The sequence below is a fragment of the Ferruginivarius sediminum genome (assembly GCF_003344765.1).
In the GTDB taxonomy this organism is placed as follows: domain Bacteria; phylum Pseudomonadota; class Alphaproteobacteria; order Kiloniellales; family Rhodovibrionaceae; genus Ferruginivarius; species Ferruginivarius sediminum.
The window spans coordinates 15,061-39,157 of sequence record NZ_QPMH01000024.1 but is presented as its reverse complement, the minus strand read 5'-3'; the positions used below and the strand labels follow the sequence as shown (position 1 = coordinate 39,157).

Below are 24,097 nucleotides of genomic sequence, written 5' to 3'. Positions count from 1 at the left end.
CTGATCGCGCGCGCCGGCGTATGTTACACAGCACGTGGAACGAAGGATTCGCCTTCCGCATAGCGACCATCGACAGGGAAACACCGTCATGAGCAAGCCCAAGGTCCTGGTGACCCGCCGCCTGCCGGATGCCGTGCACGAACGACTCAGCCGCGACTACGAGCCTGTGTTCAATATGGACGATCACGTTTTCGACAGGGACGAGCTGCTGCGCAAGGCCGAAGGTATGGCCGCGATCGTGCCGTGCCACACCGAGAAGTTCACCGCCGATGTGATCGCCGAACTGCCGGAGAGCGTGCGGATCATCGCCAACTTTTCCGTCGGCGTGGATCACGTGGATCTGGAAGCGGCGGCGAAGAGGGGGATCGTGGTGACCAACACACCGGACGTTCTCTCCGACGCCACGGCCGAGATCGCCTTGCTGCTGACCCTGGGCGCCGCCCGGCGGGCCAGCGAGGGGGAGCGTCTGGTACGCAGCGGCGGCTGGAAGGACTGGAGCCCGGCCTTCATGGTGGGAACGCAGGTGACCGGAAAGACCGTCGGCATCGTCGGCATGGGTCGCGTGGGGCAGGTCGCGGCCAGGCGGTTCCGTGGATTCGACATGACCGTGCGCTATCACAACCGCAGCCGGGTATCAGCGGAGGCCGAGCAGGGTGCGATCTACCACGCCGATCTGGACGAGATGCTGGGCTACAGCGAATTCCTGTCGCTGCACGCCCCCGCGACGCCCGAGACGACGGGTCTTCTGAATGCCGAGCGCCTCGCCAGGCTCCCGGACGGCGCCATCGTCGTGAATACCGCGCGCGGCGCCCTGGTTGACGATGACGCGCTGATCGCGGCGCTGAAGTCCGGCAAGCTGGCGGCGGCCGGCCTCGACGTGTTCAATGGCGAGCCGGGCGGGGACCCGCGCTACCGGGAATTGGAGAACGTGTTCCTGCTGCCTCATATCGGCAGCGCCACGAAGGAGACGCGAATCGCCATGGGCAACCGCGCGATCGACAACATGGACGCGTTTTTCGCCGGGCGCGGGCCGGGCGACCGGGTCGCCTGAAACCTCGGCGCGCAAGTCGGCGCTTGAGTGCCGCCTTCGTGCTCGCTACCATCGAACGGGAAAAATAACGGACAAAAACAACACTTTGGGGATGGGTAGGTCTGTTCACCGGTATTCCAGAGCTACCGGAATACGTCGCTGGCGCGAGTTCCGGGGCGATACGCGCTCGCCGCGGGGACTTGTGCGGAGGTGGTCCTACCGGTAATCTCGCTCACGCTTCCGACCGTGAAATGAACAGTCGCAACCACCTCGGCTGGACGTTTCACCGAGCTACAACGAACGAAGGCCCACGTTGAGATTTTCACAATCCGGCAACGACGATGGGGCCGGGGCCCGCGCGAGACGGGGCCCTTTCGTCTGGGACCAGAAGTCCTGATAGGGAGGTCAATATCATGAGCAACGACAAGGCCAAGGATACCGCGGCCGAAACCGTGGAGACGGGCGGCGCCTCGCGCCGTAAGTTCCTCACCGGGGCGGCGGCGGCCACGGCGGGCGCCACCGCGGCGGTCGCCGCGCCGCAGATTTCGCGGGCGCAGACGACGACCATCAAGATGCAGGGGGCGTGGGGCTCCGGCGACATCTTCAACGAGTACGCCGAGGATTACGCCAAGATGGTCAACGAGATGGGCGGCGGCCGTCTCAAGATCGACTACCTGACCTCCGGGTCCGTGGTGAAGGCGTTCCGCGTGCAGGACGCCGTCGACAAGGGCGTGCTCGACGCGGGCCACCTCGTCGCCGCGTACTGGTACGGCAAGAACAAGGCAGCCTCGCTGTTCGGCACCGCCCCGGTGTACGGCTGGGACGCGCACATGGGGCTGGGGTGGATCTGGTACGGCGGCGGCCAGGAACTCTATAACGAGCTTGTCCAGGACATTCTCGGCCTGAACGTCGTCGGCTTTTTCTGCATGCCGATGCCGGCGCAGCCGCTGGGCTGGTTCAACAAGGAGGTCAACACCGCCTCCGACATGGACGGGCTCAAGTACCGCACCGTCGGCCTCGCCACGGACGTGATGCAGGCCATGGGCGTGCGGGTGACCCAGCTTCCGGGCGGCGAGATCGTGCCGGCCCTGGAGCGCGGCGTCATCGAGGCGTTCGAGTACAACAACCCGACCTCCGACCGCGCGTTCGGTGCCCACGACGTTGCCGAGCACTACTATCTCGGCAGCTATCACCAGGCCATGGAGTTCTTCGAGGTCATCTTCAACAAGGACCTCTTCGACAGCCTGCCGGACGAGCACAAGGCGATCCTGAACCACGCCGCGAAGGCCGCGTCGTCGGACAACTACTGGAAGGGTCTGGACCGCTACTCCAAGGATCTGCAGTGGCTGCAGGACGAGGGCGGCGTGAAGGTGCACCGCACCGATACGTCGATTCTCGAAGCGCAGCTTCAGGCCTGGGATTCTGTCCTGGAGGAGCTCAACAAGGACGCCTTCTTCAAGAAGGTCACCGACTCGCAGAGGGCGTATGCCGAGCGTGTCGGTTACTACCTGCACAGCGACCAGCCGGACTACGTCCTGGCCTGGGAGCACTACTTCGGGAAGCTTCCGTCCTAGATTCCGGGACATCCCGTCGTTTGTCGCACGGGACGGGGCGGCGCACTGCCGGCGCCGCCCCACCTGTGTGAATAGTCCGTAAACCTGGTCAAGGTACGGATCGCATGTCCTTGTTCTACTTCATCGATCGGCTCAGCATGTTCACGGGCAAGGCCTTTGCTTGGTGCATCCTGATTCTGACGCTGGGCGGTTCCTACGAGGTCTTCGTCCGCTATCTGCTGAACGCGCCCACCGGGTGGGCGTACGACATGAGTTATATCATGTACGGGGCGCTGTTCCTGATGGCAGGGCCGTACACCTTGTCGCGCGACGGGCACGTCCGCGGCGACGTGGTGTACCGCCTGATGCCGCAGCGCGTACAGGCAGCGATCGACCTGATCCTGCACATCCTCTTCCTGCTTCCGGCTGTGGGGGCGATGATGTACCAGGGCTACCTGTACGCCCAGGAATCCTGGGGTTACTGGGAGAAATCGATCTTCAGCCCGATGGGTGTACCGATTTACCCGCTGAAGACACTGGTCCCGATCGCCGGGCTCATCCTGTTCCTGCAGGGCATTGCCGAGGCATCGCGTTGTGTCAGGTGTCTGCGGGACGGCTACTGGCCGGAGCGTATGCAGGACGTGGAGGAATTGGAAACGGCCATATTGCATCAGGAAGAAGAGCGTCGGAAGCACGGTGAAACGACGCCGGACATCACTCAGGGACAAGAGGGAGCCAAGCGATGACCGATCCCCAGGTCGGAATCCTGATGATGGGGATCTTCATCTTTACGATCCTCCTCGGCTATCCTATCGCGTTCACGCTGCTGGCGATGGGTCTGGGCTTCGGCTATTACGCGATGGGCGACCGGGTGTTCGACCTTCTGGTGCAGAACACCTTCGACGTCATGGCGAACGATGTGCTGACCGCCGTGCCGCTCTTCCTGTTCATGGGCTATGTGATCGAGCGCGCGAACATCATCGACCGCCTGTTCTTCTCGATCCAGGTCGCCGCGCGCAACATACCGGCATCAATGGCCGTGGCCGCGCTCATCACCTGCGCGGTTTTCGCCACGGCCACCGGCATCATCGGCGCAGTGGTGACGCTGATGGGCCTGCTGGCCTTCCCGACCATGCTGAAGGCGGGCTACGACCAGCGCTTCGCGTCCGGGGTCATATGCGCGGGCGGCTGCCTTGGCATCCTGATTCCGCCATCGATCATGCTGATCGTGTACGCGGCGACGGCCGGCGTGTCGGTGGTTAAGCTGTACGCCGGGGCTCTCTTCCCAGGCATGATGCTGGCGGGAATGTACATCGTCTACGTCATCGGCCGCGCCATGATAAATCCGAGACTTGCGCCGCCGCCGCCGAAGGAGGAACTCGACAGGCCCATGGGCGAGGTCATGCTCTTGCTGATGACCTCGTTCTTCCCGCTGGCGGTCCTCATCCTGTGCGTGTTGGGCGCCATCCTGCTCGGCCTGGCGACACCGACCGAGGCAGCGGCCGTCGGCAGTCTGGGCGGTATTGTCCTGGCAGCGATTTACCGCGCATTGTCATGGGATCGATTGCGCGAATCCGTGTTTTTGACAGCACGGACATCGGCGATGGTCTGTTATATGTTCATCGGTTCGTGGACCTTCGCCTCGATCTTCTCCTATCTGGGCGGCCACGACCTGATCGAACAGTTGATCCTCGACGCCAATCTTGGACGGATCGAGTTTCTGATCCTGGCGCAGCTCATCATCTTCCTGCTGGGATGGCCGCTGGAGTGGACGGAGATCATCATTATCTTCGTGCCGATCTTCCTGCCGCTCCTGGAGCCGTTCAACGTCGATCCGCTGTTCTTTGGCATGCTGGTGGCGTTGAACCTGCAGACCTCGTTCCTGACACCGCCAATGGCGATGTCCGCGTACTACCTCAAGGGCGTGGCGCCGCCCCACGTGGAATTGATGAGCATCTTCCGCGGCGTCCTGCCGTTCGTGGCTATCGTCATACTGGCGATGGTTGTGCTCTACGTGTTCCCGGAGGTCGCCCTCTGGCTGCCGAACACGATGTACAGATAGCGGTAACGCGCGGCTGCCGGTAAGCCACCGGCGGCCGCGCTGCGCGTAGTCTCGGCCGCGTGGCATTGCTGCTGCGTTGCCGGGCTTTTCGCGTCCCTGATCAAGTAAAGACAAGGAGACGGAGATCGTGTCCGACGTCGCAAACGAAACGCCGGCTTTGACCGCGACGGAAATGGTGCGGCGCATCCGCGAGGGCGAAATCACCGCCGCCGAGGTGGTCGAAGCGTGCCTTGCCCGGATCGACGCCGACGAGGAGCGTGTGCAGGCCTGGGAAGTGATCGCCCGCGACCACGCCCGCAAGCAGGCGGAGATCGCCGACCGTGCCCGTAAGCGCGGCGCGCCGTTGGGGTCGCTCCATGGCGTGCCGGTTGGTATCAAGGACATCTTCGACACCTTCGACATGCCCACGCAGAACGGGACGCCGCTGCACAAGGACCGGCAGCCGCGCAAGGATGCCGCGGCGGTCGAACGCCTGCGCGAGGCCGGCGCGATCATCCTGGGCAAGACGGTGACGACCGAGCTTGCGGTCTATCATCCCGGCAAGACGCGAAATCCGCACAATCCGGCGCACACGCCCGGCGGCTCCTCAAGCGGCTCGGCCGCCGCCGTGGCGGCGGGCATGGTGCCGCTCGCCCTGGGCACGCAGACGAACGGATCGGTCATCCGCCCGGCCTCGTTCTGCGGCGTGTTCGGGTACAAGCCCAGCTTCGGCTCGATCTCTCGCCGAGGTTGCCTGATGCAGTCGCCGTCGCTCGATCATCCCGGTGTTTTCGCGGGTACGCTGGAGGACGCCGCGCTGATGGCGGAATCCCTCATGGCTTACGACGCCGAGGACGGTGCGATGCGTATGCGGGCGCGACCGGCCCTGCGCCAGGCGGCGGTGGATACGCCGCCGGTCCCACCGATGCTGGCGTTCTGCAAGACTCCGGTCTGGGACCAGGCCGACGCGGATACGCAGGCCGCCTTTGCCGAGTTGGTCGAGGTTTTGGGGGACGATGTCAACGAGCTCGAACTGCCCCAGTCCTTCAATTCGGTGCACGAGATGCACCGCGTCGTCATGGAATCGGATCTTGCCCGCAACTTCGCCCGCGAGTACGAGCGCGGCCGTGACCAGCTCTCCGCGAAACTGGTGGAGATGATCGAACGCGGCCAGCAGGAGCGCGCGGTCGATTACGCCCGCGCAATCGACGGCGCGCGCATCCTGAACAACGTCGCGGATGGCATATTCAGCGATTTCGATGCGATTGTGACACCGGCGACCCCCGGCGAAGCGCCCCACGGCCTGGATGCAACGGGGAACCCGACGTTCTGCACGATCTGGACCTATACCGGCATGCCGGCGGTCAGCATCCCGCTGTTTACGGGGTCGAACGGCCTGCCCATCGGGGTGCAACTGGTCGCCGCGCACGGCGACGACGCGCGCCTGATGCGCACGGCCAACTGGCTGATCGGGAAGGTAAACGGCGCGGCCTGACGGATAGCCTGAAGAGGCTTGGAAGGCGCGGGGCCGTGCCGCGCCTTGCTTGCCGGTCGGTGGTGAAACTAATGCTCACCCAGGCTTTGGTAGAAGTCGTAGATCATCATGCCCATTGTGGCGACGATGATGATCCAAAGGGGTGCTTGGTTGAGCGAAATCATCAGCCAGCCCAGGAACCAAAGGGCCACCAGTAAGGAAATGATCCCGGCGATCATGGCCAAGATTCGCGACATCGACCTCGTCCCCCAGATTGATTGCCTTTGCGCCCGGCGTTCGCCGCGGGGCGGGATTGTCGTTGCGGCGTCGCGGTTGCGCCGCCGTTGGGTGGGTGGATTGAAGCATTCCCGGTCGCCGGGCGCAACTGTAACGCTACATTCGCGCCGTGCGGCGGTGCGAGAGCGCCAACGAAGCATGGAGGGAAAACCGTCATGAAGATCGGATTCATCGGCCTCGGCATTATGGGGCGGCCCATGGCGGGCCACCTTGCCGATGCCGGCCACGAGCTCTTCGTCGTCAAGCATCGCTCCCCGATCCCGCAGGATATCCGCGACAAGGGCGCGAGCGAGTGCGCCTCCAACAAGGAAGTGGCGGAGAAGTCCGACGTCGTCATCATCATGGTCCCCGACACCCCGGACGTCGAGGCCGCGCTGTTCGGCCCGGACGGCGCCTATGAGGGACTGAGCGAGGGCAAGCTGCTGATCGACATGTCGTCGATCTCGCCCACCGCCACCAAGGACTTCGCCCGGCGGGTGAACGAGAAGGGCTGTCAGTACCTCGACGCGCCCGTTTCCGGCGGCGAGGCCGGGGCGAAGAACGCCGCGCTCACGATCATGGTGGGCGGTCCCCAGGAAGCCTTCGACCGCGCCAAGCCGCTGTTCGAGATCATGGGGAAGACCATCACCCTGGTCGGCACCGAGAACGGCGACGGCCAGACCTGCAAGGTGGCGAATCAGATCGTTGTCGCGTTGACCATCGAAGCGGTGGGTGAGGCGCTTGTCTTCGCTTCAAAGGCCGGGGCTGACCCTTCCAAGGTGCGCGAGGCGCTGCTGGGCGGCCTGGCGCAGTCCAAGATCCTGGAAATGCACGGCCAGCGGATGATCGACCGCACCTTCGACCCGGGCTTCCGGATCGAACTGCACCAGAAGGACCTGAACCTCGCCCTGCAATCCGCGAAGGAGCTGGGCGTCAGCATCCCAAACACCGCGACGGCGCAGGAACTGTTCAACGTCTGCAAGGCCCTGGGCGGCCAGGCCTGGGACCATTCGGGGCTGGTCAAGGCGCTGGAGCACATGGCGCAGCACAAGGTTAAGGAGGACTGACCGCGGCTTCGGGGTCGGCTCCTATCCGATAGGGCGAGGGACAGACTGGAACGTCAGCGGATGGGAACCGCGCCAAGGTCTTCGATGGCGTGAAGCTCACCTCTTCCGCCAAGCGCCTCGGCGATGCGGATTCCCTCGTTCCATTTTGCCGTCCGTTCGCCCCGCGCGAAGGAGCCGACCTTGAGCTGCGGAACCTGCCAGCCGACGGCGAGGTGGGTGACGGTGACGTCCTCGCTTTCGCCGGAACGGGCGGAGACGATGGCGGCGAAGCCGGACTCGCGCGCGGCGTCCAGGGCTTCCCTGGCCTCGCTCAGCGTGCCGGCCTGGTTCGGCTTGATAAGGACGGCGTTGGCCGCACTCTTTGCTGCGGCCTCACGGATTCGCCGGGCGTCGGTCACCAGGAAATCATCGCCCACGATCTGCACGCGCTGGCCGACCGCGGCGGTGAAGCGCCTGAAACCTTCGGGGTCGTCCTCCGCGAAGGGATCCTCGATCGAGACGATCGGATAGCGCCGCAGCCAGTCCTCCAGCAACTCGCCCAGACCGTCGCTGTCCAGCGAGCGCCCGTCGGCCGCCAGCCGATAGCGGCCGTGCGTGCCGAACTGCGAGGCGGCGATATCAAGCGACAGCGCCATGTCCTGGCCGGGCGTGAGGCCGGCACGCTCGATGGATTCGACGGCGGCGCCAAGGGCGGCTTCATTGCTGTCGAACGCCGGCCAGTAGCCGCCCTCGTCCGCCAGGCCGAAGAGTTGCCCGCGCGCGTCCAAGAGGGCGCCGGCGGCGGCATAGACCTCGGCCGTCCAGTCGAGCGCCTCGACATAGTCCCTCGCGCCGATGGCCGTTACCATGATGTCCTGCAAGTCGATGCGGTGACCGGCGTGCGCGCCGCCGCCGAAAAGTTGGATCTCGGGCAGCGGCAGCCGTAAGTCCTTGCCACTGCTGCCGGCCAGACAGGCCCATAGCGGCTGCTCCCGCGCCGCGGCGGCAGCCTTGGCGCTGGCCATCGAAACCGCGATCAGCGCGTTGCCGCCTAGCCGGCTTTTGTCCGGCGTGCCGTCCAGGTCCCGCAACGCGGCGTCGACGGCGCCCTGGTCGGTGGCGTCAAGGCCGTGCAGCCCCTCCGCGATCTCGTCGTTGACGCCCGCCACGGCCCGACTGACGTCAAGGCCGCCGAATTCCGGCCCGCCGTCGCGCAGATCGACAGCCTCGCCGCTGCCGGTCGAAGCGCCGGCCGGGGCAATGGCGCGGCCCTGGGCGCCGCCGGCGAGCACGACGTCCGCCTCGACGGTGGGGCGGGCGCGCGAATCCCAGACGCGGCGCCCGATGACGCGTGCGATTGCCGTCGATCTCATGCCTTCAACTCCGCGTGCCAGGTTTCCAGGATGTCCGCCAGTCTTGTCGCCGGCCGCCGCAGGAGGGCGCGGGCGGTGCGGCGGACCCGGCTCTTGTCGGCCTCGTCCGTCAGATACTCGACCGGCGACTTGCCGTCGACCCTGGCCAGGAACAAGCCGGGCAACAGCCGGGCGGTGCGCGCCTCCATCGCCGCCGATGGTTCCCAGGTGACTCCGCCCAGGTAGGTCGTGGCCAGCGCCGTGAAGCTGTCGGAAAGTGCCTGTCGGGCGGCGGGCACCGCCAGGGCCTTGAGCAGCAGGTGGTTCAGGCAGAACGCTAGGTCGAAGGCCGGATCGCCGAACCACGCGCACTCGGCGTCGAGGAAAACCGGCCCTTTGGGGCCGATCTGGATGTTCTTCGGGCTGACATCGCCATGCACGAGACAACGCCTGGTCCGTGCGGTCGCGCGGCTCAGTTCCATAAGCGCGCCCGCGACGTCCGGGTGTGCCCTGGCCGTGGCCTCCAGGTACGGCTCCAGACGGATTGCGTGAAAGATCGCGTCGCTGTCGAAGCGCCGGGCGACTCCGCTGTCGTCGGCGGTGTCCGCGTGGATTCGCACAAGGCGATCGCCGACCGCGGCGGCATCATCGGGCTTGGCGCGTCCCGCCAGTAGTTCCGCCTTCCAAAGCCGGTATTCGGCGGGGTCGAGATAGCTCATCGCGAACAGGCCCGCCCGCGGTGCGTGGCCCAGCAGGCGCGGCACGGCGTCCGGCACGATCCGGCCGGCGGTCTCGAACCAGGCGACTTCGTAGGCATTGCGCTCCACCGGCGCGCGCCAGTCGGCGGCGACGCGCAGCTTTGCCAGGGCGCGCTTCACGCAGAAGCATCGCTCCGGCGTCTCCACCTTCCAGATATCCGAGGCGACCCCGCCGGTCAGCGGGGTCAGCCGGGGCGTGACGCCGCTGCCGACAAGGCCCAGACGTACCAGTTCGGCGACGACCGTGGCCGTTTCCTCCGTCATTCTCATATTGCCGCCGTTTCCGACATGGGCGGGGCAGCTTGGCACAGAGCGGCCGCGGCAGCCACTTTCGAAATGCAAAGTACGCACCATGATGAACATCAAATTTGCATTACATCGGTCCTGCCTGTAGCTTGACCGAACCGCGGCGGGCAGGAGGCCCGGACAGCGGGGCAATGCCGCCGAATGGGGAAGCGCGGGCTTCGCCATCAAAAAAGCGAGATAAGGCGGGCTGAACAGGGACGGGCGGACGAAATCGCGGTGGGGATGGCGCAGGAATATATCGTCGAAACAACGGGTCTGACCAAGCATTTCAAGGGGTTCGTCGCGGTCCGCGATGTGTCTCTTCGGGTGCGGCGCGGGACGATTCACGCTCTCATCGGCCCGAATGGCGCGGGCAAGACGACGGTGTTCAACCTGATCACCAAGTTCCTCGATCCCAGCGCCGGGCAGATTCTCTATAACGGGGACGACATCACGAAGGCGAATCCGGCCGATATCGCGCGCCGGGGCATGGTGCGGTCGTTCCAGATTTCGGCCGTGTTCCCGCATCTTTCCGTGCTGGAGAACGTGCGGATCGCCCTGCAGCGGCCGACCGGCGTGTCATTCCATTTCTGGCGGCCGCACACCGTCCTGGACAACCTGAACGACAAGGCGCGGGAACTGATCGCCGCCGTCGGCCTGTCGGATGTCGAAACGGAACCCGCGGTCGAGTTGCCCTATGGCCGCAAGCGGGCGCTCGAGATCGCGACGACGCTGGCGCTGGATCCGGAGCTTATGCTGCTGGATGAGCCGATGGCCGGCATGGGCCACGAGGATATCTCGCGGGTGTCGGACCTGATCCGTCGCGTTTCCAAGGACCGCACCGTGCTGATGGTCGAGCACAACCTGAATGTCGTCGCCGACCTTTCGGACACCATCACCGTCCTGCAGCGCGGCGAGATCCTGGCCGAAGGCAGCTACGAGGACGTGTCCAACAACAGCGAGGTGCGCGAGGCCTACATGGGGACCGGGCATGCCTGAGGCGGCGGGCGGCGGCGAGGCGCTTCTGCGGGTGAAAGACCTGCATGCCTTCTATGGCGAATCGCATATCCTGCATGGCAGCGAGTTCGAGATTGACGCCGGCGAGGTCGTGACGCTGCTGGGGCGCAACGGCGCGGGCAAGACGACGACACTGAAGTCGATCATGGGCATGGTCGAGCAGCGTCAGGGTTCGATCACGCTGGACGGGACAGAACTGATCCGCCTCAGCCCGGATCGGATCGCCCGGCGCGGTATAGCCTATTGCCCGGAAGAGCGCGGCATCTTCGCCAGCCTGGATGTGGAGGAGAACTTGATGCTGCCGCCCACGGTGCAGTCCGGGGGCATGAGCGTTCAGGAGATCTTCCAGCTTTTCCCGAACCTGAAGGAGCGGCTGCGCAGCTCGGGCACGCAGCTGTCCGGCGGCGAACAGCAAATGCTGGCCATCGGCCGCATCCTGCGCACGGGCGCCAAGCTGCTGTTGCTGGACGAGCCGACGGAGGGGCTTGCCCCGGTCATCGTGCAGCAGATCGGCGAAGTGATCCGCAAGCTCAAGGCCAAGGGTTTCACGATCCTGCTCGTCGAGCAAAACTTTCATTTCGCATCAACGCTTGCCGACCGGCACTATGTGGTCGAGCACGGTCGTGTCGTGGACGAGATCCCGAACGAACGGCTGCAGGAGAACATGGGCAAGCTGCATGAATACCTGGGCGTGTAGCCTCGTCCGGGTGGCACAGGGAGTATCGGTTCATGTCTGAGGGAGGAGCCTTGATGAAACTGGGCAAGATGGCCGCGTGCGCGGCCGCGTTCAGTCTGGCCGCGGGCGCGGCGCAGGCGGAACTCTCCGATGATGTCGTGAAGATCGGCGTGCTGAACGACCAGTCCGGGCTTTACACCGATCTGGCGGGCCCCGGCTCGGTCGAGGCGGCGAGGATGGCCGTGGAGGACTTCGGCGGGACGGTCAACGGCAAGGCGATCGAGATCCTGTCCGCCGACCACCAGAACAAGCCGGACGTCGGCTCCAACATCGTGCGCGAGTGGATCGACGTGGAAGGCGTCGATGTCGTGGTCGATGTGCCGACTTCCTCGGTGGCGCTGGCGGTGCAGCAGGTCACCAGCGAGAAGGACACGGCGTTCCTCGTCAACGGCGCGGCGACGACGCGCCTTACCAACGAGGATTGCGCGGCCACCGGCGTGCATTACACCTATGACACCTATTCCCTGGCGATCGGCACCGGTAAGGCGATCGTCGAGGAAGGTGGCGATTCCTGGTTCTTCATTACCGCCGACTACGCCTTCGGTCATTCGCTGGAGGAGGACACCTCCAACGTGATCAAGGAGAACGGTGGCGAGGTCCTGGGTGCTGTCCGGCATCCGCTGTCCAGCTCGGACTTCTCGTCCTACCTGCTGCAGGCACAGGGTTCCGGCGCGAAGGTGATCGGCCTGGCCAACGCCGGCTCCGACACCACCAACGCCATCAAGCAGGCCAACGAGTTCGGCATCGTCCAGGGCGGCCAGTCGCTTGCCGCGCTGCTGATGTTCATCACCGACGTCGACTCGCTGGGCCTGGATGTGGCCAAGGGCCTGAAGCTGACCACCGGCTTCTATTGGGATCAGAACGACGATACCCGCGCCTTCGCCGATCGCTTCTCGGAGCGGATGAATGGCCAGCGGCCGACCATGGTCCACGCGGGCGTGTACTCGTCGGTCATGCACTACCTGAAGGCGGTTGCCGAGACCAACGATGACGGCGGCAAGGCGGCCGTGGACCAGATGAAGAAGATGCCGGTCAACGATTTCTTCGCGCAGGACGCCGAGATCCGCGCGGATGGCCGCATGGTGCACGATATGTACCTCGTCGAGGTCAAGGATCCGTCGGAATCCTCGGGCAAGTGGGACTACTACAACGTGCTTCGCACCATTCCGGGCGATGCCGCGTACCAGCCGCTTTCCGAGAGCCGGTGCCCGCTTGTGAACTAGGGCGGACACCGCCAAAGGCCTGATCGAGCCGCCGACCATCGGGGAGCCAGGACGGCGATGACAGAACTGCTTGGGGTTCCCGCCCCGGTCCTGTTCGGCCAGCTTCTGCTGGGACTGATCAACGGGTCCTTCTATGCCTTGTTGAGCCTTGGGCTTGCCGTCATTTTCGGCATGCTCAACGTGATCAACTTCGCCCACGGGGCGCTCTACATGACGGGGGCGTTCGTGGCGTGGTTCCTGCTCAACTACCTGGGCATCGGGTACTGGCCCGCGTTGATCCTGGCCCCCCTGGTGGTCGGCGCGTTCGGCATCGTCCTCGAGAAGACGATGCTGAGCCGGCTCTACAAGCTCGATCACCTCTACGGCCTGCTTTTGACCTTCGGCCTCGCCTTGATCATCGAGGGCCTGTTCCGCAATGCCTATGGCGTGTCGGGGCAGCCTTATCCCATTCCATCGGCCCTGCAGGGCGGGCAGAACCTGGGCTTCATGTTCCTGCCGACCTACCGGGGATGGGTGGTCGTCGCCTCGATCATCGTGTGCTTCGGCACATGGTTCCTGGTGGAGCGCACGCGCTTCGGGGCGTATCTGCGCGCCGCCGTAGAAAATCAGGAACTGGTGCGCGCCTTCGGCATCAACGTGCCGCTCTTGATGACGCTGGCCTACGGTTTCGCGGTGGCGCTTGCGGGCTTCGCCGGCGTGCTGGCCGCGCCCATCTATCAGGTCAACCCCTTGATGGGGCAGGATCTTATCATCGTGGTGTTCGCCATCGTGGTGATCGGCGGCCTCGGCTCGATCCTGGGCTCCATCGTGACGGGCCTGGGGATCGGTGTCGTCGAGGGGCTGACGAAGACTTTCTATCCGGAAGCATCCGCGACTGTCGTATTCCTCATCATGGCCATCGTGCTGGCGCTGCGCCCGCACGGGCTCTTCGGTAGGCCAAGGGCATGACAACGCTGAACGCGAGAACCGAGACCAGGGCGATCCTGGGAAGCCCCCAGGCGGGCTACGTGCTGACGGGCGCGGTGGCCCTGTTCGTGCTGGCCGCGCCGTTCCTGGGGATCTATCCGATCTTCCTGATGAAGCTGCTGTGCTTCGCGCTGTTCGCCTGCGCCTTCAACCTGATGCTGGGCTATGTCGGGTTGCTGTCCTTCGGGCACGCCTCATTCTTCGGTATGGCGGCCTACATCACCGGGCATACGGTAAAAGTCTGGGGACTGACGCCGGAGCTTGGCATCATCGCCGGCGCGCTTGTCGCCGCCGCGCTCGGGTTCGCCTTCGGTGCACTGGCGATCCGGCGGCAGGGCATCTATTTCGCCATGATCACCCTGGCGCTGGCCCAAATGGTCTATTTTTTCTCGGTCCAGGCGCCGTTCACGCACGGCGAGGACGGGATTCAGGGCATCCCGCGCGGCGCGTTCCTGGGGCTGGTCGACCTGGGCGAGACGCTGAACATCTACTATTTCGTGGTTGCCGTCTTCGCCATCGGCTTCTTCATCGTCTATCGCACCATCCATTCGCCCTTCGGGCAGGTGCTGAAGGCGATTCGCGAGAACGAGAACCGGGTGATATCGCTCGGCTACCGCGTGAACCACTTCAAGATCGCCGCTTTCACGCTGTCTGCCGGGCTTTCCGGCCTTGCGGGCGCCACCAAGTCGATCGTGTTTCAGGCGGCCACGCTTACCGACGTCCACTGGACCATGTCGGGCGAAGTCGTGCTGATGACCCTTCTGGGCGGCATGGGCACGATTCTGGGCCCTATCGTGGGCGCGGGTGTGGTGATCTCCCTGCAGAACTATCTGGCGACCGTCGGTTCATGGGTGACGGTGATCATGGGCGCGATTTTCGTGATCTGCGTCCTGACATTCCGCCGCGGCGTTGTGGGCGAACTGGCGCGCATCCTTCGCGGACGGTAAGAGCGGGGGCTACAACGACCGTCGGCCGGTGGCGCCCGCCATTACTACGTCCAGGCCCTACGTCGAGGCACGCCCTATGTCGAGGTCCGGTCGATCGCCTGCTTGAAGTGTTTCCACTCGGTCGCCGGCCACAGTTCCGTGTGGGCGCGGCCGAAGCTGCGGACGATCATCGAGACCATCTGCGCGGTCTGCAGGTCCGGCGCGAGGAAAATATCGATGTAGTCGTAAGGGCCGCAGACGGCCAGGTTCTGCACCCACTCGACCTTCGGACAGTCCTTCTCGATTCGTGTCTGCGCCTGCTTTTCGAGATCTTCAAGCGCATGCGGCGAGCTGAGTGTCTGCGGATCGATCCGCGTCGCCATGACGAATGTTTCCATTTCGCTCTCCCGGGTTCATCCCTGTCTCACACCGCCTAACGTCTATTGGGGCGTGGACGTTGCCGATGCTTGCATTGCCGCCGTCGGGCGACCTACATCGAAGACAGGATCGAATGAACCGTGGGAGTGGTTGAAGCCATGAGTGCCGACCCGCGAAAGGAACTGACGCAGGGCGACGCGCTGCTCGTCGTCGACGTCCAGAACGACTTCTGCCCGGATGGCGCGTTGCCCGTACCGCGCGGCGACGAGGTCGTGCCGGTCCTCAACGACTGGGTTGCAGCGGCGCGGGAAGCGGGTGCCCAGGTCTACGCGTCGCGCGACTGGCACCCCCGCGATCACATCAGCTTCGAAAGCCAGGGCGGACCCTGGCCGGTGCATTGCGTGCAGGATACCGAAGGCGCTGCCTTTCACCGCGATCTGAAGCTGCCGGACGATGTGATCGTGGTAACCAAGGGCACGCGCTTCGACCAGGACCAGTACAGCGCCTTCGACCAGACCGGTTTCGCCGAGGAGTTGAAGCGCAAGGGTATCGGGCGTGTCTGGATCGGCGGTCTTGCCGAGGACGTCTGCGTGCGCGCCACCGCGCTGGACGCGCGCAAGCAGGGCTTTGACGTCCACGTCGTCCTCGACGCCACGCGCGCGATCACCGACGAGAGCAAGCGCTCCACCGAGGACGAGTTGAAGGAGGCCGGCGTCTCGCTGGTTTAGCGCTCTTCCCGGCTTTGCAGGAGAGCCACTCTGTCCCGCAGCGCGGCGGCCAGCGCCTTGTCGTCGTCGCTGCCGGCGGCGGCTTTCAGTTCGTCGTAGGTCACCGCGGGACCGAAATGCACGGTCACTGGATGCGGCCTCGGCAGCCGCGCCTGACGGGGCATCGCCTCGAACGCGCCGGCAATGTAGCACGGCACGACGCGGGCATGCGTTTGGTTGAGGATGCGGCCGATGCCGGGCAGGAAGCGCTGCAACCCGCCGTCGGGAGAGCGCCATTCCTCGGGGAACCAGATCAGGATACGCCCGCGCGACAGCACTTCCGCCGCCACGGCGAGACTGGCCGCCGGCGCGCGGTCGTCCACCGGGAACAGGTGGCCAAGTCTCGCCAGCAGACGGCCGGCCGGGTTCCCGAACAGCCTGTCCCGGTCGGCGCCCCACGTCAGCTCTCCGCGCACCCGCCCGGGTAGGGCGGCGGCCAGCACGAAGGGGTCAATGTCGCTGACGTGGTTTGGCGCGATGATGATCGGCCCGCGCCCCGGCAGCGCCTCGCCACCCTCCACCCGCAGGCGGAACAGCAGCTTGCACAGCATCTTCAGCAGGACGTGCAGGGTTGCCGCGCCGGCCGACAGCAGCGCGCCGCGCGGCCGCAGCCAGCGCTCCGCCTCGGCGATCAATGCCCGTTGCTTGTCGGCTCCCGCTTCCGCGGCAGGCGCGGCCTCGACCTCGCGCAACAGGTCGCGCACCGTCAGCGTGCGGCCGATCGCTTCCTCCGACAGCGCGACGGCGAATTGCTCCTCGATCTCCAGGCCAAGCTGCACCCAGGCCAGCGAATCGATGCCGAGGTCGAGCTGCGGGCTGGTGTCCGGCGACAGCTTGCGGTCGGGGAACTTGGCCTGCAGCCAGTCGAACACCCGCCGCACCCGCGGCTCGCGCAGCAGCTCGTTGTCGGCATCCGACCAGACGGCCTCGCCCGGCCCCTGGCCGCGCTCCGCCCGCTCGTAGATCGGCGGCAGCTTGTGGCGCTGGAACTTGCCCAGATGCGTGCGCGGCAGCCGCTCGCGCGTGATCGCCCAGTCGCCCAACCGCTTGTAGGCCGGCAGGCGCGGGCCGTTCTCGGCCAGTGCGATGCGGATCAGGTCCTCGATGCGCCCGCCCGCGCCGCGCAGCGCCTCCAGGTCGGGCACGACCAGCCCGACAAGCTGGCCGCCATGCTCCAGCACGGCGATTTCGCGGATGTACGGGCTCTCGGCATAGACCGCCTCGACCTCCTCGGGCGCGATGTTCTTGCCGTCGGGCAGGACGATCATCTCCTTCACCCGCCCGGCGAGCCAGAGGTAGCCCTCTTCGTCGCGCCAGCCGAGGTCGCCGCTGCGGAACCAGCCGTCCTCGGTGAAGGCTTCCGCGTTGGCTTCCGGATTGTGGCGATAGCCCTGGAACACGTTCGGGCCCTTGATCTGCACCTCGCCATGGCCCTGCGCGTTCGGCTCGGCGATGCGCAGCTCGACGCCGGGCGCGGGCAGGCCGGCACTGCCGAGGCGCGCGCGGCCCGGCGGATTGAAGGTGGAGATCGACGCGGTCTCCACCAGTCCATAGCCGGAAAGCACCATCCAGCCGAAGGCTTCCAGCGTCCACGACGTTTCCGCCTCAAGCTTGGCGCCGCCGGAGGCCAGCAGGCGCAGCTTCGGCGCCACACGCTTGTGCAGCGGCTTCAACAGCGTGCGGCCCCAGCGCACCCCGAAGCGCCGGCGCAGCAGCCCGGACAGCCGCAACAGCCAGTACATCGCCTTTTCCACACCGCCGCCGGTGCGCAGCCGCTGTGTCAGGCCGCTGGCCAGGGCGTCGTAGAGGCGCGGTACGCCGACGACCACCGCCACATCCCCCTCGGCAAGCGCGCGGCGGATCTCGGGCCCGCTGACCCCGGCCGGCAGCACGATGGTGGCGCCGACGATCAGCGGGATCAGCATGCCGACGATGAAGGGATAGGAATGGTGCAGAGGCAGCGGCAGCAGCACGCTGTCGGCTGCCTTTACCAGATTGTGTGCCAGGATGGCCTCGATATTGCCGACGATGTTGCGATGCGTCAGCGGCACACCCTTGGGCTGCCCCGTGGTGCCGGAGGTGTAGAACAGCGTCGCCACCTCGTCCGCCGCCACCTTCGGCGACTCGGCCAGAGGCTCATCAAGCAGCCGTGCGAGAGATCGTGGGTCGTCCTCGCCCGCGTCGAGCAGCCAAGTCTCCAGCTCCCCGCCGCCTGCTTCCTTCAGCGTGTCCAGGTGGTCGCCAGCCGTGAAGATCCGCCGCGCGCCGCTGTCGGCAAGCTGCTGGCGAAGTTGCTCGATACTCAGGTCGCTGTCCAGCGACACCGCCACGCCGCCCGCCAGCAGCAGGCCCACGCGGGCAGCGATCCACGCCGGCGAGTTGGGGGCGTAGATGCCGACGAACTCACCCGGCTCCAGCCCCGATGCCCGCAAGCCCCCGGCAACTCGCCGGGCCTGTTGCGCCAGATCGCGAAAGCTTATGGTTTCGACCGTGCCGTCCTGGCGGAAAGCGCGGATGGCGGGACGGTCGCCCCCGTCCTCCAGGGCGCCCAGCGGGTCGATCAGCGTCGCGGCGGCCGGCATTCGCACGGCGTCAGCCTTCCGCCTGTGTCTTCGCGACCAGCCCCTTCAGCACGTCGATGGGGAAGGGGAAGACGATGGTGCTGCTCTTGTCGCCGGCGATGTCCTGCAGCGAGGCCAGATAGCGGAGCTGCATCGCCTGCGGTTCCTGGCCCAGGACCTGCGCGGCTTCGACCAGCTTTTGCGCGGCCTGCTGCTCGCCCTCCGCATTGATGATCTTGGCCCGTCGCACGCGCTCGGCCTCGGCCTGCTTAGCGATGGCGCGGACCATCGATTCGTCGATGTCCACGTGCTTGATCTCGACGTTGGCGACCTTGATCCCCCACTTGTCGGTCTGTGAATCCAGGATCTCCTGGATGTCGCGGTTCAGCTTGTCCCGCTGCGAAAGCATCTCGTCCAGGTCGTGCTTGCCCAGCACCGATCTCAGCGTGGTCTGCGCCAACTCGCTGGTGGCCCGCTGGAAGTCCTCCACTTGGTTGATCGCGTACTCGGCATTGACCACACGGAAGTAGATGACCGCGTTCACCTTGACCGAGACGTTGTCCTGGCTGATCACGTCCTGGCTGGGCACATCCTGCGTGATGGTGCGGATATCGACGCGGACCATCTGCTGCACCACCGGGATCAGGATCAGGAAGCCCGGCCCCTTGACCCCGGTGAAGCGGCCGAGCGTGAAGACCACGCCGCGTTCGTACTCGCGCAGGATGTTGATGGCCGAGGCGAGGAAGGCGATGACGAGGGCGGCGATGGCCGCGGCGATGATGGCGTTGATGATCATCGGCGTTCTCCTGCCGTTTTGTCTCGTCCTTCGGGATCGGATTGCGGCGGGCTGTCGTCGGGCGCGACGGTGAGTTCCAGCCCGTCGATCGTTTGCACGCGCACGGTCTGTCCCTTGTGCAGGCGCGGCGGTCCGATGGCGTTCCACAGCTCTCCATGCAGACGCACCCGGCCGCGTCCGTGCGACCAGCTTTCCACCTGTGCCTTGTCGCCCAGGTGCGTCTGCTCGCCGGTCGTGACCGGCCGGCGCTGCGCCCTGACAAGATAGCCGATCAGCAGCACCAGGATCGCGCCCGTCACCGCCGTGACCGAGCCGATAGTCCAGTAGGACAGCGCGAAGGCGGGCGAGCCGGTATCGAACAGGATCGTCGAGCCCAGCGCGAAGGCGGCAAGTCCGCCCAGGCCCAGGGCGCCGAACGAGGGCACAAAGGCCTCCGCCGTCATGAAGGCGATGCCCAGCACCACCAGTCCAAGCCCTGCGTAGTTCACGGGCAGCACGTTCAGGGCGTAGAGCCCCAGCATCAGGAAGATCGCGCCCAGCACGCCCGGAATGATCGCGCCGGGATTGGCCAGTTCGAAGATCAGGCCATAGACGCCCAGCATCATGAAGATGAAGGCGATGTTCGGGTTCGTCAGGATGGAGAGCAGTTCGTCGCGCCAGTCGGGCGGCGCCGTCTCGATCCGCGCGTCGGCGAGATCGAGTGTCGTGCCGCCTTGCCGCAATGCGATTTCGCGGCCGTCCAGCTTATCAATCAACTCGGCGACGCCCGCCGCCTCCAGGTCCACGACGTTCTTGGCCACCGCTTCCGTGTTCGTCAGCGTCGCCGCCTCTTCCACCGCCTTCTCCGCCCAATCCGCGTTGCGGCCGCGCAGTTGCGCCAGCGCCCGGATGTAGGCGACTGCGTCGTTTACCGCCTTTGCGGTCTTGGCGTTCTTCGGTGCCGGGCTTTCGCTGCCCGCTTCCTTGTCATTCCCACCGTCCTTGGGCGCCTCGCCGCCGGGAAGCGGGCTTGGCGCGCCGCCAAGCTGCACGGGCGTTGCCGCGCCCAGCGTCGTGCCGGGCGCCATGGCGGCAACGTGGCTGGCGTAGAGGATATAGGTGCCGGCACTGGCCGCCCGCGCGCCCTGCGGCGCGACATAGCTGGCGATCGGAACCTCGGATTGCAGGATCGCGTGGATGATTTCGCGCATGGAGGCGCTGAGGCCGCCCGGCGTGTCCATGCGCAGGACGACCAGTTCCGCGCCGCGGTCGGTGGCCTCCGCGATGCCGTCGGTCAAATAGCCTGCGGTGGCCGGCCCGATAGGGCCGTCGACCTCCAGGACTATTATAAGCGCGCCCTTCGCCCTTGTTTCCTGGGCATGCGTTCCGAGGCCGGAAAACAGGAAGGCCACGCCGATCGCGATCAGGGCGATGGCGAAGGCCGGTGGACGCCGGACACGGTCACGCTCGCGGCATGCCTTCATGCCTGCAAGGTAAGCGTCCGGCGCCCGTCGGCAAAGGGGAAGTTAGCGCCGGCCGTCGATCTGCCCGGCGTCGTTATTGAACTCTTGCAGCTTGCGGATACGCACAGCCAGGTCGGCCATCTCCGTCGTCATGCGCTGCTGAACCGCTTGCCGGGCCACGCGGCGCACTTGATGCCAAGCCTGGCGCCAGGGGAGGGCTCGCAGGGCTGCGAGCCGGCCTGGAGTGGAGCGAAGGTATAAGCGGCTACCACGTCCGCTCTCATCCGTCGGTATGTCTACCATCATCGTCGCCTCCCCAGCCGATGATGCCGTTACCGAGAACGTGGACTATGCATCAAACCAATAAAGCGACGCTAGATCAAAATGGTTGTAGCGCGGTGCGGCATTTTGTCGATACGCGGAAAACTGCACCACGGCACCTCAAAAAATTGCCCCGCCTCTGAGGCGGGGCAAGGCACTGGGGATCGTGAAGACAGAGCTTCGCAATCGCGGGGTCGGGATGCTCATCGGGGATCAGCGTGCCTTCCGCGAATGTATGCTTAACAATAAATGAATGATTTAGCCGCGGCGTGTGGCAAGCTTGTGTTCGAACGGTGCATCGCTGCCCGGTGCTAGGGTGCAGGGTGGCATTGTGGCACACTATACGATTGGCGCGGCAAAGGCCGTGCCCACTGCGTTTTCTGTCGGCGAACGGGAGGAGAGGCGTACTATGAAGGTCTCGCAGATCCTGCAGACGAAGGGCCGCGACGTTGCGACGGTCTCGCCCGACGATGCGATCCTGGACGTCGTGGCCCAGCTCAAGGCCCGGCGGATCGGTGCCGTCGTGGCCTTGGACGGCAGCGGACACATCGCCGGCATTCTCTCAGAGCGCGATGTTGTGCACGCGCTAGCCGAACACGGTCCGAACCTGGCGAAATTGAAGGTCGCCGACCTGATGACGAAAGACGTGACGACCTGTACGCCCTCGAACGACGTCAACCACGTTATGCGGGAGATGACGCAGGGGCGCTTTCGCCACGTACCGGTCATCGAGAACGGCAAGCTGGCCGGCCTCGTGTCCATTGGCGACGCCGTGAAGGCCCGGATCGAGGAACTGGAGCACGAGCGCGAGGCGCTGCAGAGCTATATCGCCGGTTAGCTTCCACGCGCTGAGAGGCCGCACGCTTCAGACGCTGCCAAGCAGCCAGTCGTGCAGGTGCCGCACGGCGGGCGCGCAGGGGACATCCGCCGGGAGGGCCAGGTAATAGCCGCGTCCGGTGCGCAGGCTTCCCGGAAACGGGCGCACCAGATGGCCGTCGGCCAGATAGCGATCCAGCAGATGGCGTGTGCCGATGGCCATCCCCTGCCCGTCGAGCGCGGCTTGCAGCAACAGGACGAAGTTGTCGAAACGCGGCCCCTCCGCCGCGGCCTCCGTCGGTTCCGCGCCGAGGGCGCGGACCACGTTGGCCCAGGTAACCCAGTCCGGGCCCTGCTGCTCCATCTGTAGAAGTCTCTCGCTCTCCAGCGCGCCCGGGCCGTCGAGAGGCGGGCGGCTGGCCAGATAGGCCGGGCTGCAGACCGGGAAAACCTCCTCCTCGAACAAAAGCGACGCCTCGACGCCTGGCCACTGTCCGTCGCCGTAGCGCACCGCCAGGTCGACGCCCTCGTCCATGAAATCCAGGTGCCGGTCCGAGGTCACGAGGCGCAGGTCGACCTGCGGGTGCGCGGCCACATAGCTGGTCGTGCGCGGCTGTAGCCAGAGGAACGCCACCGCGTTGTTGGCCACCAGCGTCACCTGCCGGTCGCTGTGCCGGCGGCGCAACTGGTCGGTGGCGTTGGCGATATGGTCCAGGCCCATCGCGACGGCGCGCTGCAGGAAGCGTCCGTCCGCCGTCAGCGCCAAGCCCCGCCATTCGCGGCGGAACAGGCGGATGCCGAGATCGTCCTCCAGCCTGCGGATCTGCCGGCTCACAGCCGCTTGCGTCACGAGAAGCTCCGCCGCCGCGCGGGTGAAGTTCAGATGGCGGGCGGCGGCCTCGAAAGTGACGAGCGCGGTGGGGGAGGGTAGTTTGCGACGAAGCGATGTCATGAGTTCAGGTTATGGCAATGGGGCGACAATTGCTGTGGTTTACAGGCGTGGCCCCCTCTGACCCTATACCTGTTTTAGGAGCAATGCACGTGGGAGGGCGAGCGGTGCTGCCTGAACAGCCGTACATCGGGGATGTCGAAGCGGCCGCGCGGGCACACTCGCGGGAGCTGGATACGCCCGAGCTTCGGCTGGGGCGCCTGCGGCGGCTGCGCATGGAGATGGCGCGCCAGGATGTTGCCGCCGTTGTGCTGTTCGACCCGGTCAACGTGCGCTATGCCACCGGCGCGCGGAACATGCAGGTGTTCATGGCGCGCAATCCGGCGCGCTATGCCTTCGTTCCGCTGGAAGGGCCGGTCGTCCTGTTCGAGTTCACCGGTGCCCACCACCTGGCCGACGGTCTGGAGACGGTGGACGAGGTGCGCCCGGCGACAACCGTGTCCGCCGTCGCCGCCGATACGCACCTCGATGCGCGCGCGGCCGCATGGGCCGCGGAAATCGCGGATCTCGTCCGCTGCCACTGCGGCGAGCGGGTGCGCGTCGGTGTCGAGCGTATCTTTCCGGGCGCCGCGCAAGACCTGGCCGCAAAGGGCTTCGAGATCGTTGACGCGCAGTTGCCGGTGGAGCGGGCGCGCGCCATCAAGTCGGAGGCCGAGCTTGCCTGCATCCGCGCCTCCGTGCGCGCCACCGAGATTGGCGTGCGCCGTCTGGAGCAGGCGATCCGCCCCGGTGCCAGCGAGAACGAGGTTTGGGCCGAGTTGCATGCCGCGAACGTGGCCCAGGACGGCGACTACATCGAAACGCGGCTGTTCGCCTCCGGCCCCCGAACCAACCCCTGGTTTCAGGAAAGCTCGCCGCGCCTGCTGCGCGACGGAGAACTGGTGGCCCTGGATACCGACGTAGTGGGGCCGTACGGCTATTACAGCGATTTCTCCCGCACCTTCCTGTGCGGCGATGGCAAGCCGACGGCCGAGCAGCGCACAATGTACCGCCTGGCCCACGAGCAGATCCACCACGACATGGAGCTGCTGGTGCCCGGCCGCAGCTTCCGCGAGGTGGCGGAGAAGGCGTGGCAAATCCCCGACCGCTTCGCCGCCAACCGCTATTTCGTCCTGGCGCACGGCTGCGGCATGACCGGCGAATATCCTTACATCCTGCACCTGCGCGACCTGGAAGCGGTCGGCTACGACGGCATCGTCCAGCCCAACATGACGCTCTGCGTCGAAAGCTATATCGGCGCGGAAGGTGGCGCCGAGGGCGTCAAGCTGGAAGAGCAGATCCTGATTACCGAGACCGGCATCGAGCCGCTGTCGCGCTATCCCTTCGACGACCGCCTGCTCGGCACGGCGGGCTGAAGGTGGCTGCGTGCCGGGACCGGTTCTTG

22 protein-coding genes are annotated in these 24,097 nt (G+C 65.9%); 14 read left to right on the top strand and 8 right to left on the bottom strand.

Features of this window, described 5'->3' with window-relative positions; genetic code table 11:
* Window positions 1–88: 88 nt before the first annotated feature.
* The 5 genes from DRB17_RS17445 (at window position 89) to DRB17_RS17425 (ending at window position 6,119) form a co-directional block, all read left to right on the top strand.
* Window positions 89–1,051, top strand: a complete 963-nt coding sequence (locus tag DRB17_RS17445; RefSeq protein WP_114583513.1) for a 2-hydroxyacid dehydrogenase — start codon at window positions 89–91, stop codon at window positions 1,049–1,051.
* Window positions 1,052–1,443: 392 nt separating this feature from the next.
* Window positions 1,444–2,604 (top strand): TRAP transporter substrate-binding protein, encoded by a 1,161-nt coding sequence (locus DRB17_RS17440; RefSeq protein ID WP_114583512.1) that lies wholly within the window; start codon window positions 1,444–1,446, stop codon window positions 2,602–2,604.
* A 104-nt stretch (window positions 2,605–2,708) separates the two neighbouring features.
* On the top strand, window positions 2,709–3,329 hold the full coding sequence (locus DRB17_RS17435) for a TRAP transporter small permease subunit (protein ID WP_114583511.1): 621 nt from the start codon (window positions 2,709–2,711) through the stop codon (window positions 3,327–3,329).
* Window positions 3,326–4,645 carry a TRAP transporter large permease gene (locus DRB17_RS17430; RefSeq protein ID WP_114583510.1) on the top strand — a complete coding sequence of 440 codons (1,320 nt, stop codon included), beginning with the start codon at window positions 3,326–3,328 and terminating at the stop codon, window positions 4,643–4,645. The genes DRB17_RS17435 and DRB17_RS17430 overlap by 4 nt, the downstream gene beginning before the upstream one ends.
* A gap of 127 nt (window positions 4,646–4,772) precedes the next feature.
* Window positions 4,773–6,119 (top strand): amidase, encoded by a 1,347-nt coding sequence (locus tag DRB17_RS17425; protein ID WP_241503882.1) that lies wholly within the window; start codon window positions 4,773–4,775, stop codon window positions 6,117–6,119.
* A 68-nt stretch (window positions 6,120–6,187) separates the two neighbouring features.
* Here the strand turns inward: DRB17_RS17425 and DRB17_RS20270 are convergent, their stop codons facing one another.
* Window positions 6,188–6,355, bottom strand: a complete 168-nt coding sequence (locus DRB17_RS20270; RefSeq protein ID WP_153242383.1) for a hypothetical protein — start codon at window positions 6,353–6,355, stop codon at window positions 6,188–6,190.
* A 195-nt stretch (window positions 6,356–6,550) separates the two neighbouring features.
* On the opposite strand from DRB17_RS20270, the gene DRB17_RS17420 reads away from it, so the two are divergent.
* The gene (locus DRB17_RS17420; RefSeq protein WP_114583509.1) at window positions 6,551–7,441 is read left to right on the top strand and encodes a 2-hydroxy-3-oxopropionate reductase; all 891 of its coding nucleotides are present in this window, start codon (window positions 6,551–6,553) and stop codon (window positions 7,439–7,441) included.
* 53 nt (window positions 7,442–7,494) lie between these two features.
* On the opposite strand, the gene eno is transcribed toward DRB17_RS17420, so the two are convergent.
* Both eno and DRB17_RS17410 read right to left on the bottom strand, forming a co-directional pair.
* Window positions 7,495–8,793, bottom strand: a complete 1,299-nt coding sequence (gene eno, locus DRB17_RS17415; protein ID WP_114583508.1) for a phosphopyruvate hydratase — start codon at window positions 8,791–8,793, stop codon at window positions 7,495–7,497.
* Window positions 8,790–9,794, bottom strand: coding sequence for a phosphotransferase family protein (locus DRB17_RS17410; RefSeq protein WP_193725747.1), 1,005 nt, complete (start codon window positions 9,792–9,794; stop codon window positions 8,790–8,792). The genes eno and DRB17_RS17410 overlap by 4 nt, the downstream gene beginning before the upstream one ends.
* 264 nt (window positions 9,795–10,058) lie before the next feature.
* On the opposite strand from DRB17_RS17410, the gene DRB17_RS17405 reads away from it, so the two are divergent.
* Genes DRB17_RS17405 through DRB17_RS17385 form a run of 5 tightly spaced genes read left to right on the top strand, consistent with a single transcriptional unit; the run spans window position 10,059 to window position 14,704 of the window.
* Window positions 10,059–10,814, top strand: a complete 756-nt coding sequence (locus DRB17_RS17405) for an ABC transporter ATP-binding protein (RefSeq protein WP_114583507.1) — start codon at window positions 10,059–10,061, stop codon at window positions 10,812–10,814.
* Complete coding sequence (locus tag DRB17_RS17400; RefSeq protein ID WP_114583506.1) at window positions 10,807–11,529, top strand: ABC transporter ATP-binding protein; 723 nt, start codon at window positions 10,807–10,809, stop codon at window positions 11,527–11,529. The genes DRB17_RS17405 and DRB17_RS17400 overlap by 8 nt, the downstream gene beginning before the upstream one ends.
* Before the next feature lie 53 nt (window positions 11,530–11,582).
* On the top strand, window positions 11,583–12,791 hold the full coding sequence (locus DRB17_RS17395) for an ABC transporter substrate-binding protein (RefSeq protein ID WP_164496356.1): 1,209 nt from the start codon (window positions 11,583–11,585) through the stop codon (window positions 12,789–12,791).
* A 57-nt stretch (window positions 12,792–12,848) separates the two neighbouring features.
* Window positions 12,849–13,739 carry a branched-chain amino acid ABC transporter permease gene (locus tag DRB17_RS17390; RefSeq protein ID WP_114583505.1) on the top strand — a complete coding sequence of 297 codons (891 nt, stop codon included), beginning with the start codon at window positions 12,849–12,851 and terminating at the stop codon, window positions 13,737–13,739.
* The gene (locus tag DRB17_RS17385; RefSeq protein WP_114583504.1) at window positions 13,736–14,704 is read left to right on the top strand and encodes a branched-chain amino acid ABC transporter permease; all 969 of its coding nucleotides are present in this window, start codon (window positions 13,736–13,738) and stop codon (window positions 14,702–14,704) included. Before DRB17_RS17390 ends, DRB17_RS17385 begins: the two co-directional genes overlap by 4 nt.
* 74 nt (window positions 14,705–14,778) lie before the next feature.
* Here the strand turns inward: DRB17_RS17385 and DRB17_RS17380 are convergent, their stop codons facing one another.
* Entirely contained in the window at window positions 14,779–15,081 is a 303-nt protein-coding gene (locus DRB17_RS17380) for a GYD domain-containing protein (RefSeq protein WP_114583503.1), read from the bottom strand.
* A 138-nt stretch (window positions 15,082–15,219) separates the two neighbouring features.
* On the opposite strand from DRB17_RS17380, the gene DRB17_RS17375 reads away from it, so the two are divergent.
* Entirely contained in the window at window positions 15,220–15,789 is a 570-nt protein-coding gene (locus DRB17_RS17375; protein WP_114583502.1) for a nicotinamidase, read from the top strand.
* Here DRB17_RS17375 and DRB17_RS17370 read toward each other — a convergent pair.
* The 3 genes from DRB17_RS17370 to DRB17_RS17360 are packed head-to-tail and all read right to left on the bottom strand — an operon-like array spanning window position 15,786 to window position 20,648.
* Window positions 15,786–18,410, bottom strand: a complete 2,625-nt coding sequence (locus DRB17_RS17370) for an AMP-binding protein (RefSeq protein ID WP_114583501.1) — start codon at window positions 18,408–18,410, stop codon at window positions 15,786–15,788. The genes DRB17_RS17375 and DRB17_RS17370 overlap by 4 nt on opposite strands.
* A 10-nt stretch (window positions 18,411–18,420) precedes the next feature.
* The gene (locus DRB17_RS17365) at window positions 18,421–19,185 is read right to left on the bottom strand and encodes a slipin family protein (RefSeq protein WP_114583500.1); all 765 of its coding nucleotides are present in this window, start codon (window positions 19,183–19,185) and stop codon (window positions 18,421–18,423) included.
* Complete coding sequence (locus DRB17_RS17360; RefSeq protein ID WP_114583499.1) at window positions 19,182–20,648, bottom strand: NfeD family protein; 1,467 nt, start codon at window positions 20,646–20,648, stop codon at window positions 19,182–19,184. Before DRB17_RS17360 ends, DRB17_RS17365 begins: the two co-directional genes overlap by 4 nt.
* Before the next feature lie 709 nt (window positions 20,649–21,357).
* On the opposite strand from DRB17_RS17360, the gene DRB17_RS17355 reads away from it, so the two are divergent.
* Complete coding sequence (locus DRB17_RS17355; protein WP_114583498.1) at window positions 21,358–21,786, top strand: CBS domain-containing protein; 429 nt, start codon at window positions 21,358–21,360, stop codon at window positions 21,784–21,786.
* Window positions 21,787–21,813: 27 nt separating this feature from the next.
* On the opposite strand, the gene DRB17_RS17350 is transcribed toward DRB17_RS17355, so the two are convergent.
* Window positions 21,814–22,716, bottom strand: coding sequence for a LysR substrate-binding domain-containing protein (locus DRB17_RS17350; RefSeq protein WP_114583497.1), 903 nt, complete (start codon window positions 22,714–22,716; stop codon window positions 21,814–21,816).
* A 104-nt stretch (window positions 22,717–22,820) separates the two neighbouring features.
* Between DRB17_RS17350 and DRB17_RS17345 the strand changes: the two genes are divergently transcribed.
* Window positions 22,821–24,068 carry a M24 family metallopeptidase gene (locus tag DRB17_RS17345; RefSeq protein ID WP_206607931.1) on the top strand — a complete coding sequence of 416 codons (1,248 nt, stop codon included), beginning with the start codon at window positions 22,821–22,823 and terminating at the stop codon, window positions 24,066–24,068.
* The last annotated feature ends 29 nt before the right edge of the window (window positions 24,069–24,097 follow it).

Coding starts and splice junctions, on each gene's coding strand:
- DRB17_RS17370 (WP_114583501.1), bottom strand. CDS start 18,410: ATGCCGGCCGCCGCGACGCTGATCGACCCGCTGGGCGCCCTGGAGGAC.
- DRB17_RS17410 (WP_193725747.1), bottom strand. CDS start 9,794: ATGACGGAGGAAACGGCCACGGTCGTCGCCGAACTGGTACGTCTGGGC.
- DRB17_RS17390 (WP_114583505.1), top strand. CDS start 12,849: ATGACAGAACTGCTTGGGGTTCCCGCCCCGGTCCTGTTCGGCCAGCTT.
- DRB17_RS17375 (WP_114583502.1), top strand. CDS start 15,220: ATGAGTGCCGACCCGCGAAAGGAACTGACGCAGGGCGACGCGCTGCTC.
- DRB17_RS17360 (WP_114583499.1), bottom strand. CDS start 20,648: ATGAAGGCATGCCGCGAGCGTGACCGTGTCCGGCGTCCACCGGCCTTC.
- DRB17_RS17435 (WP_114583511.1), top strand. CDS start 2,709: ATGTCCTTGTTCTACTTCATCGATCGGCTCAGCATGTTCACGGGCAAG.
- DRB17_RS17365 (WP_114583500.1), bottom strand. CDS start 19,185: ATGATCATCAACGCCATCATCGCCGCGGCCATCGCCGCCCTCGTCATC.
- DRB17_RS17445 (WP_114583513.1), top strand. CDS start 89: ATGAGCAAGCCCAAGGTCCTGGTGACCCGCCGCCTGCCGGATGCCGTG.
- DRB17_RS17440 (WP_114583512.1), top strand. CDS start 1,444: ATGAGCAACGACAAGGCCAAGGATACCGCGGCCGAAACCGTGGAGACG.
- DRB17_RS17350 (WP_114583497.1), bottom strand. CDS start 22,716: ATGACATCGCTTCGTCGCAAACTACCCTCCCCCACCGCGCTCGTCACT.
- DRB17_RS17430 (WP_114583510.1), top strand. CDS start 3,326: ATGACCGATCCCCAGGTCGGAATCCTGATGATGGGGATCTTCATCTTT.
- DRB17_RS17420 (WP_114583509.1), top strand. CDS start 6,551: ATGAAGATCGGATTCATCGGCCTCGGCATTATGGGGCGGCCCATGGCG.
- DRB17_RS20270 (WP_153242383.1), bottom strand. CDS start 6,355: ATGTCGCGAATCTTGGCCATGATCGCCGGGATCATTTCCTTACTGGTG.
- DRB17_RS17380 (WP_114583503.1), bottom strand. CDS start 15,081: ATGGAAACATTCGTCATGGCGACGCGGATCGATCCGCAGACACTCAGC.
- DRB17_RS17400 (WP_114583506.1), top strand. CDS start 10,807: ATGCCTGAGGCGGCGGGCGGCGGCGAGGCGCTTCTGCGGGTGAAAGAC.
- DRB17_RS17355 (WP_114583498.1), top strand. CDS start 21,358: ATGAAGGTCTCGCAGATCCTGCAGACGAAGGGCCGCGACGTTGCGACG.
- eno (WP_114583508.1), bottom strand. CDS start 8,793: ATGAGATCGACGGCAATCGCACGCGTCATCGGGCGCCGCGTCTGGGAT.
- DRB17_RS17405 (WP_114583507.1), top strand. CDS start 10,059: ATGGCGCAGGAATATATCGTCGAAACAACGGGTCTGACCAAGCATTTC.
- DRB17_RS17395 (WP_164496356.1), top strand. CDS start 11,583: ATGAAACTGGGCAAGATGGCCGCGTGCGCGGCCGCGTTCAGTCTGGCC.
- DRB17_RS17385 (WP_114583504.1), top strand. CDS start 13,736: ATGACAACGCTGAACGCGAGAACCGAGACCAGGGCGATCCTGGGAAGC.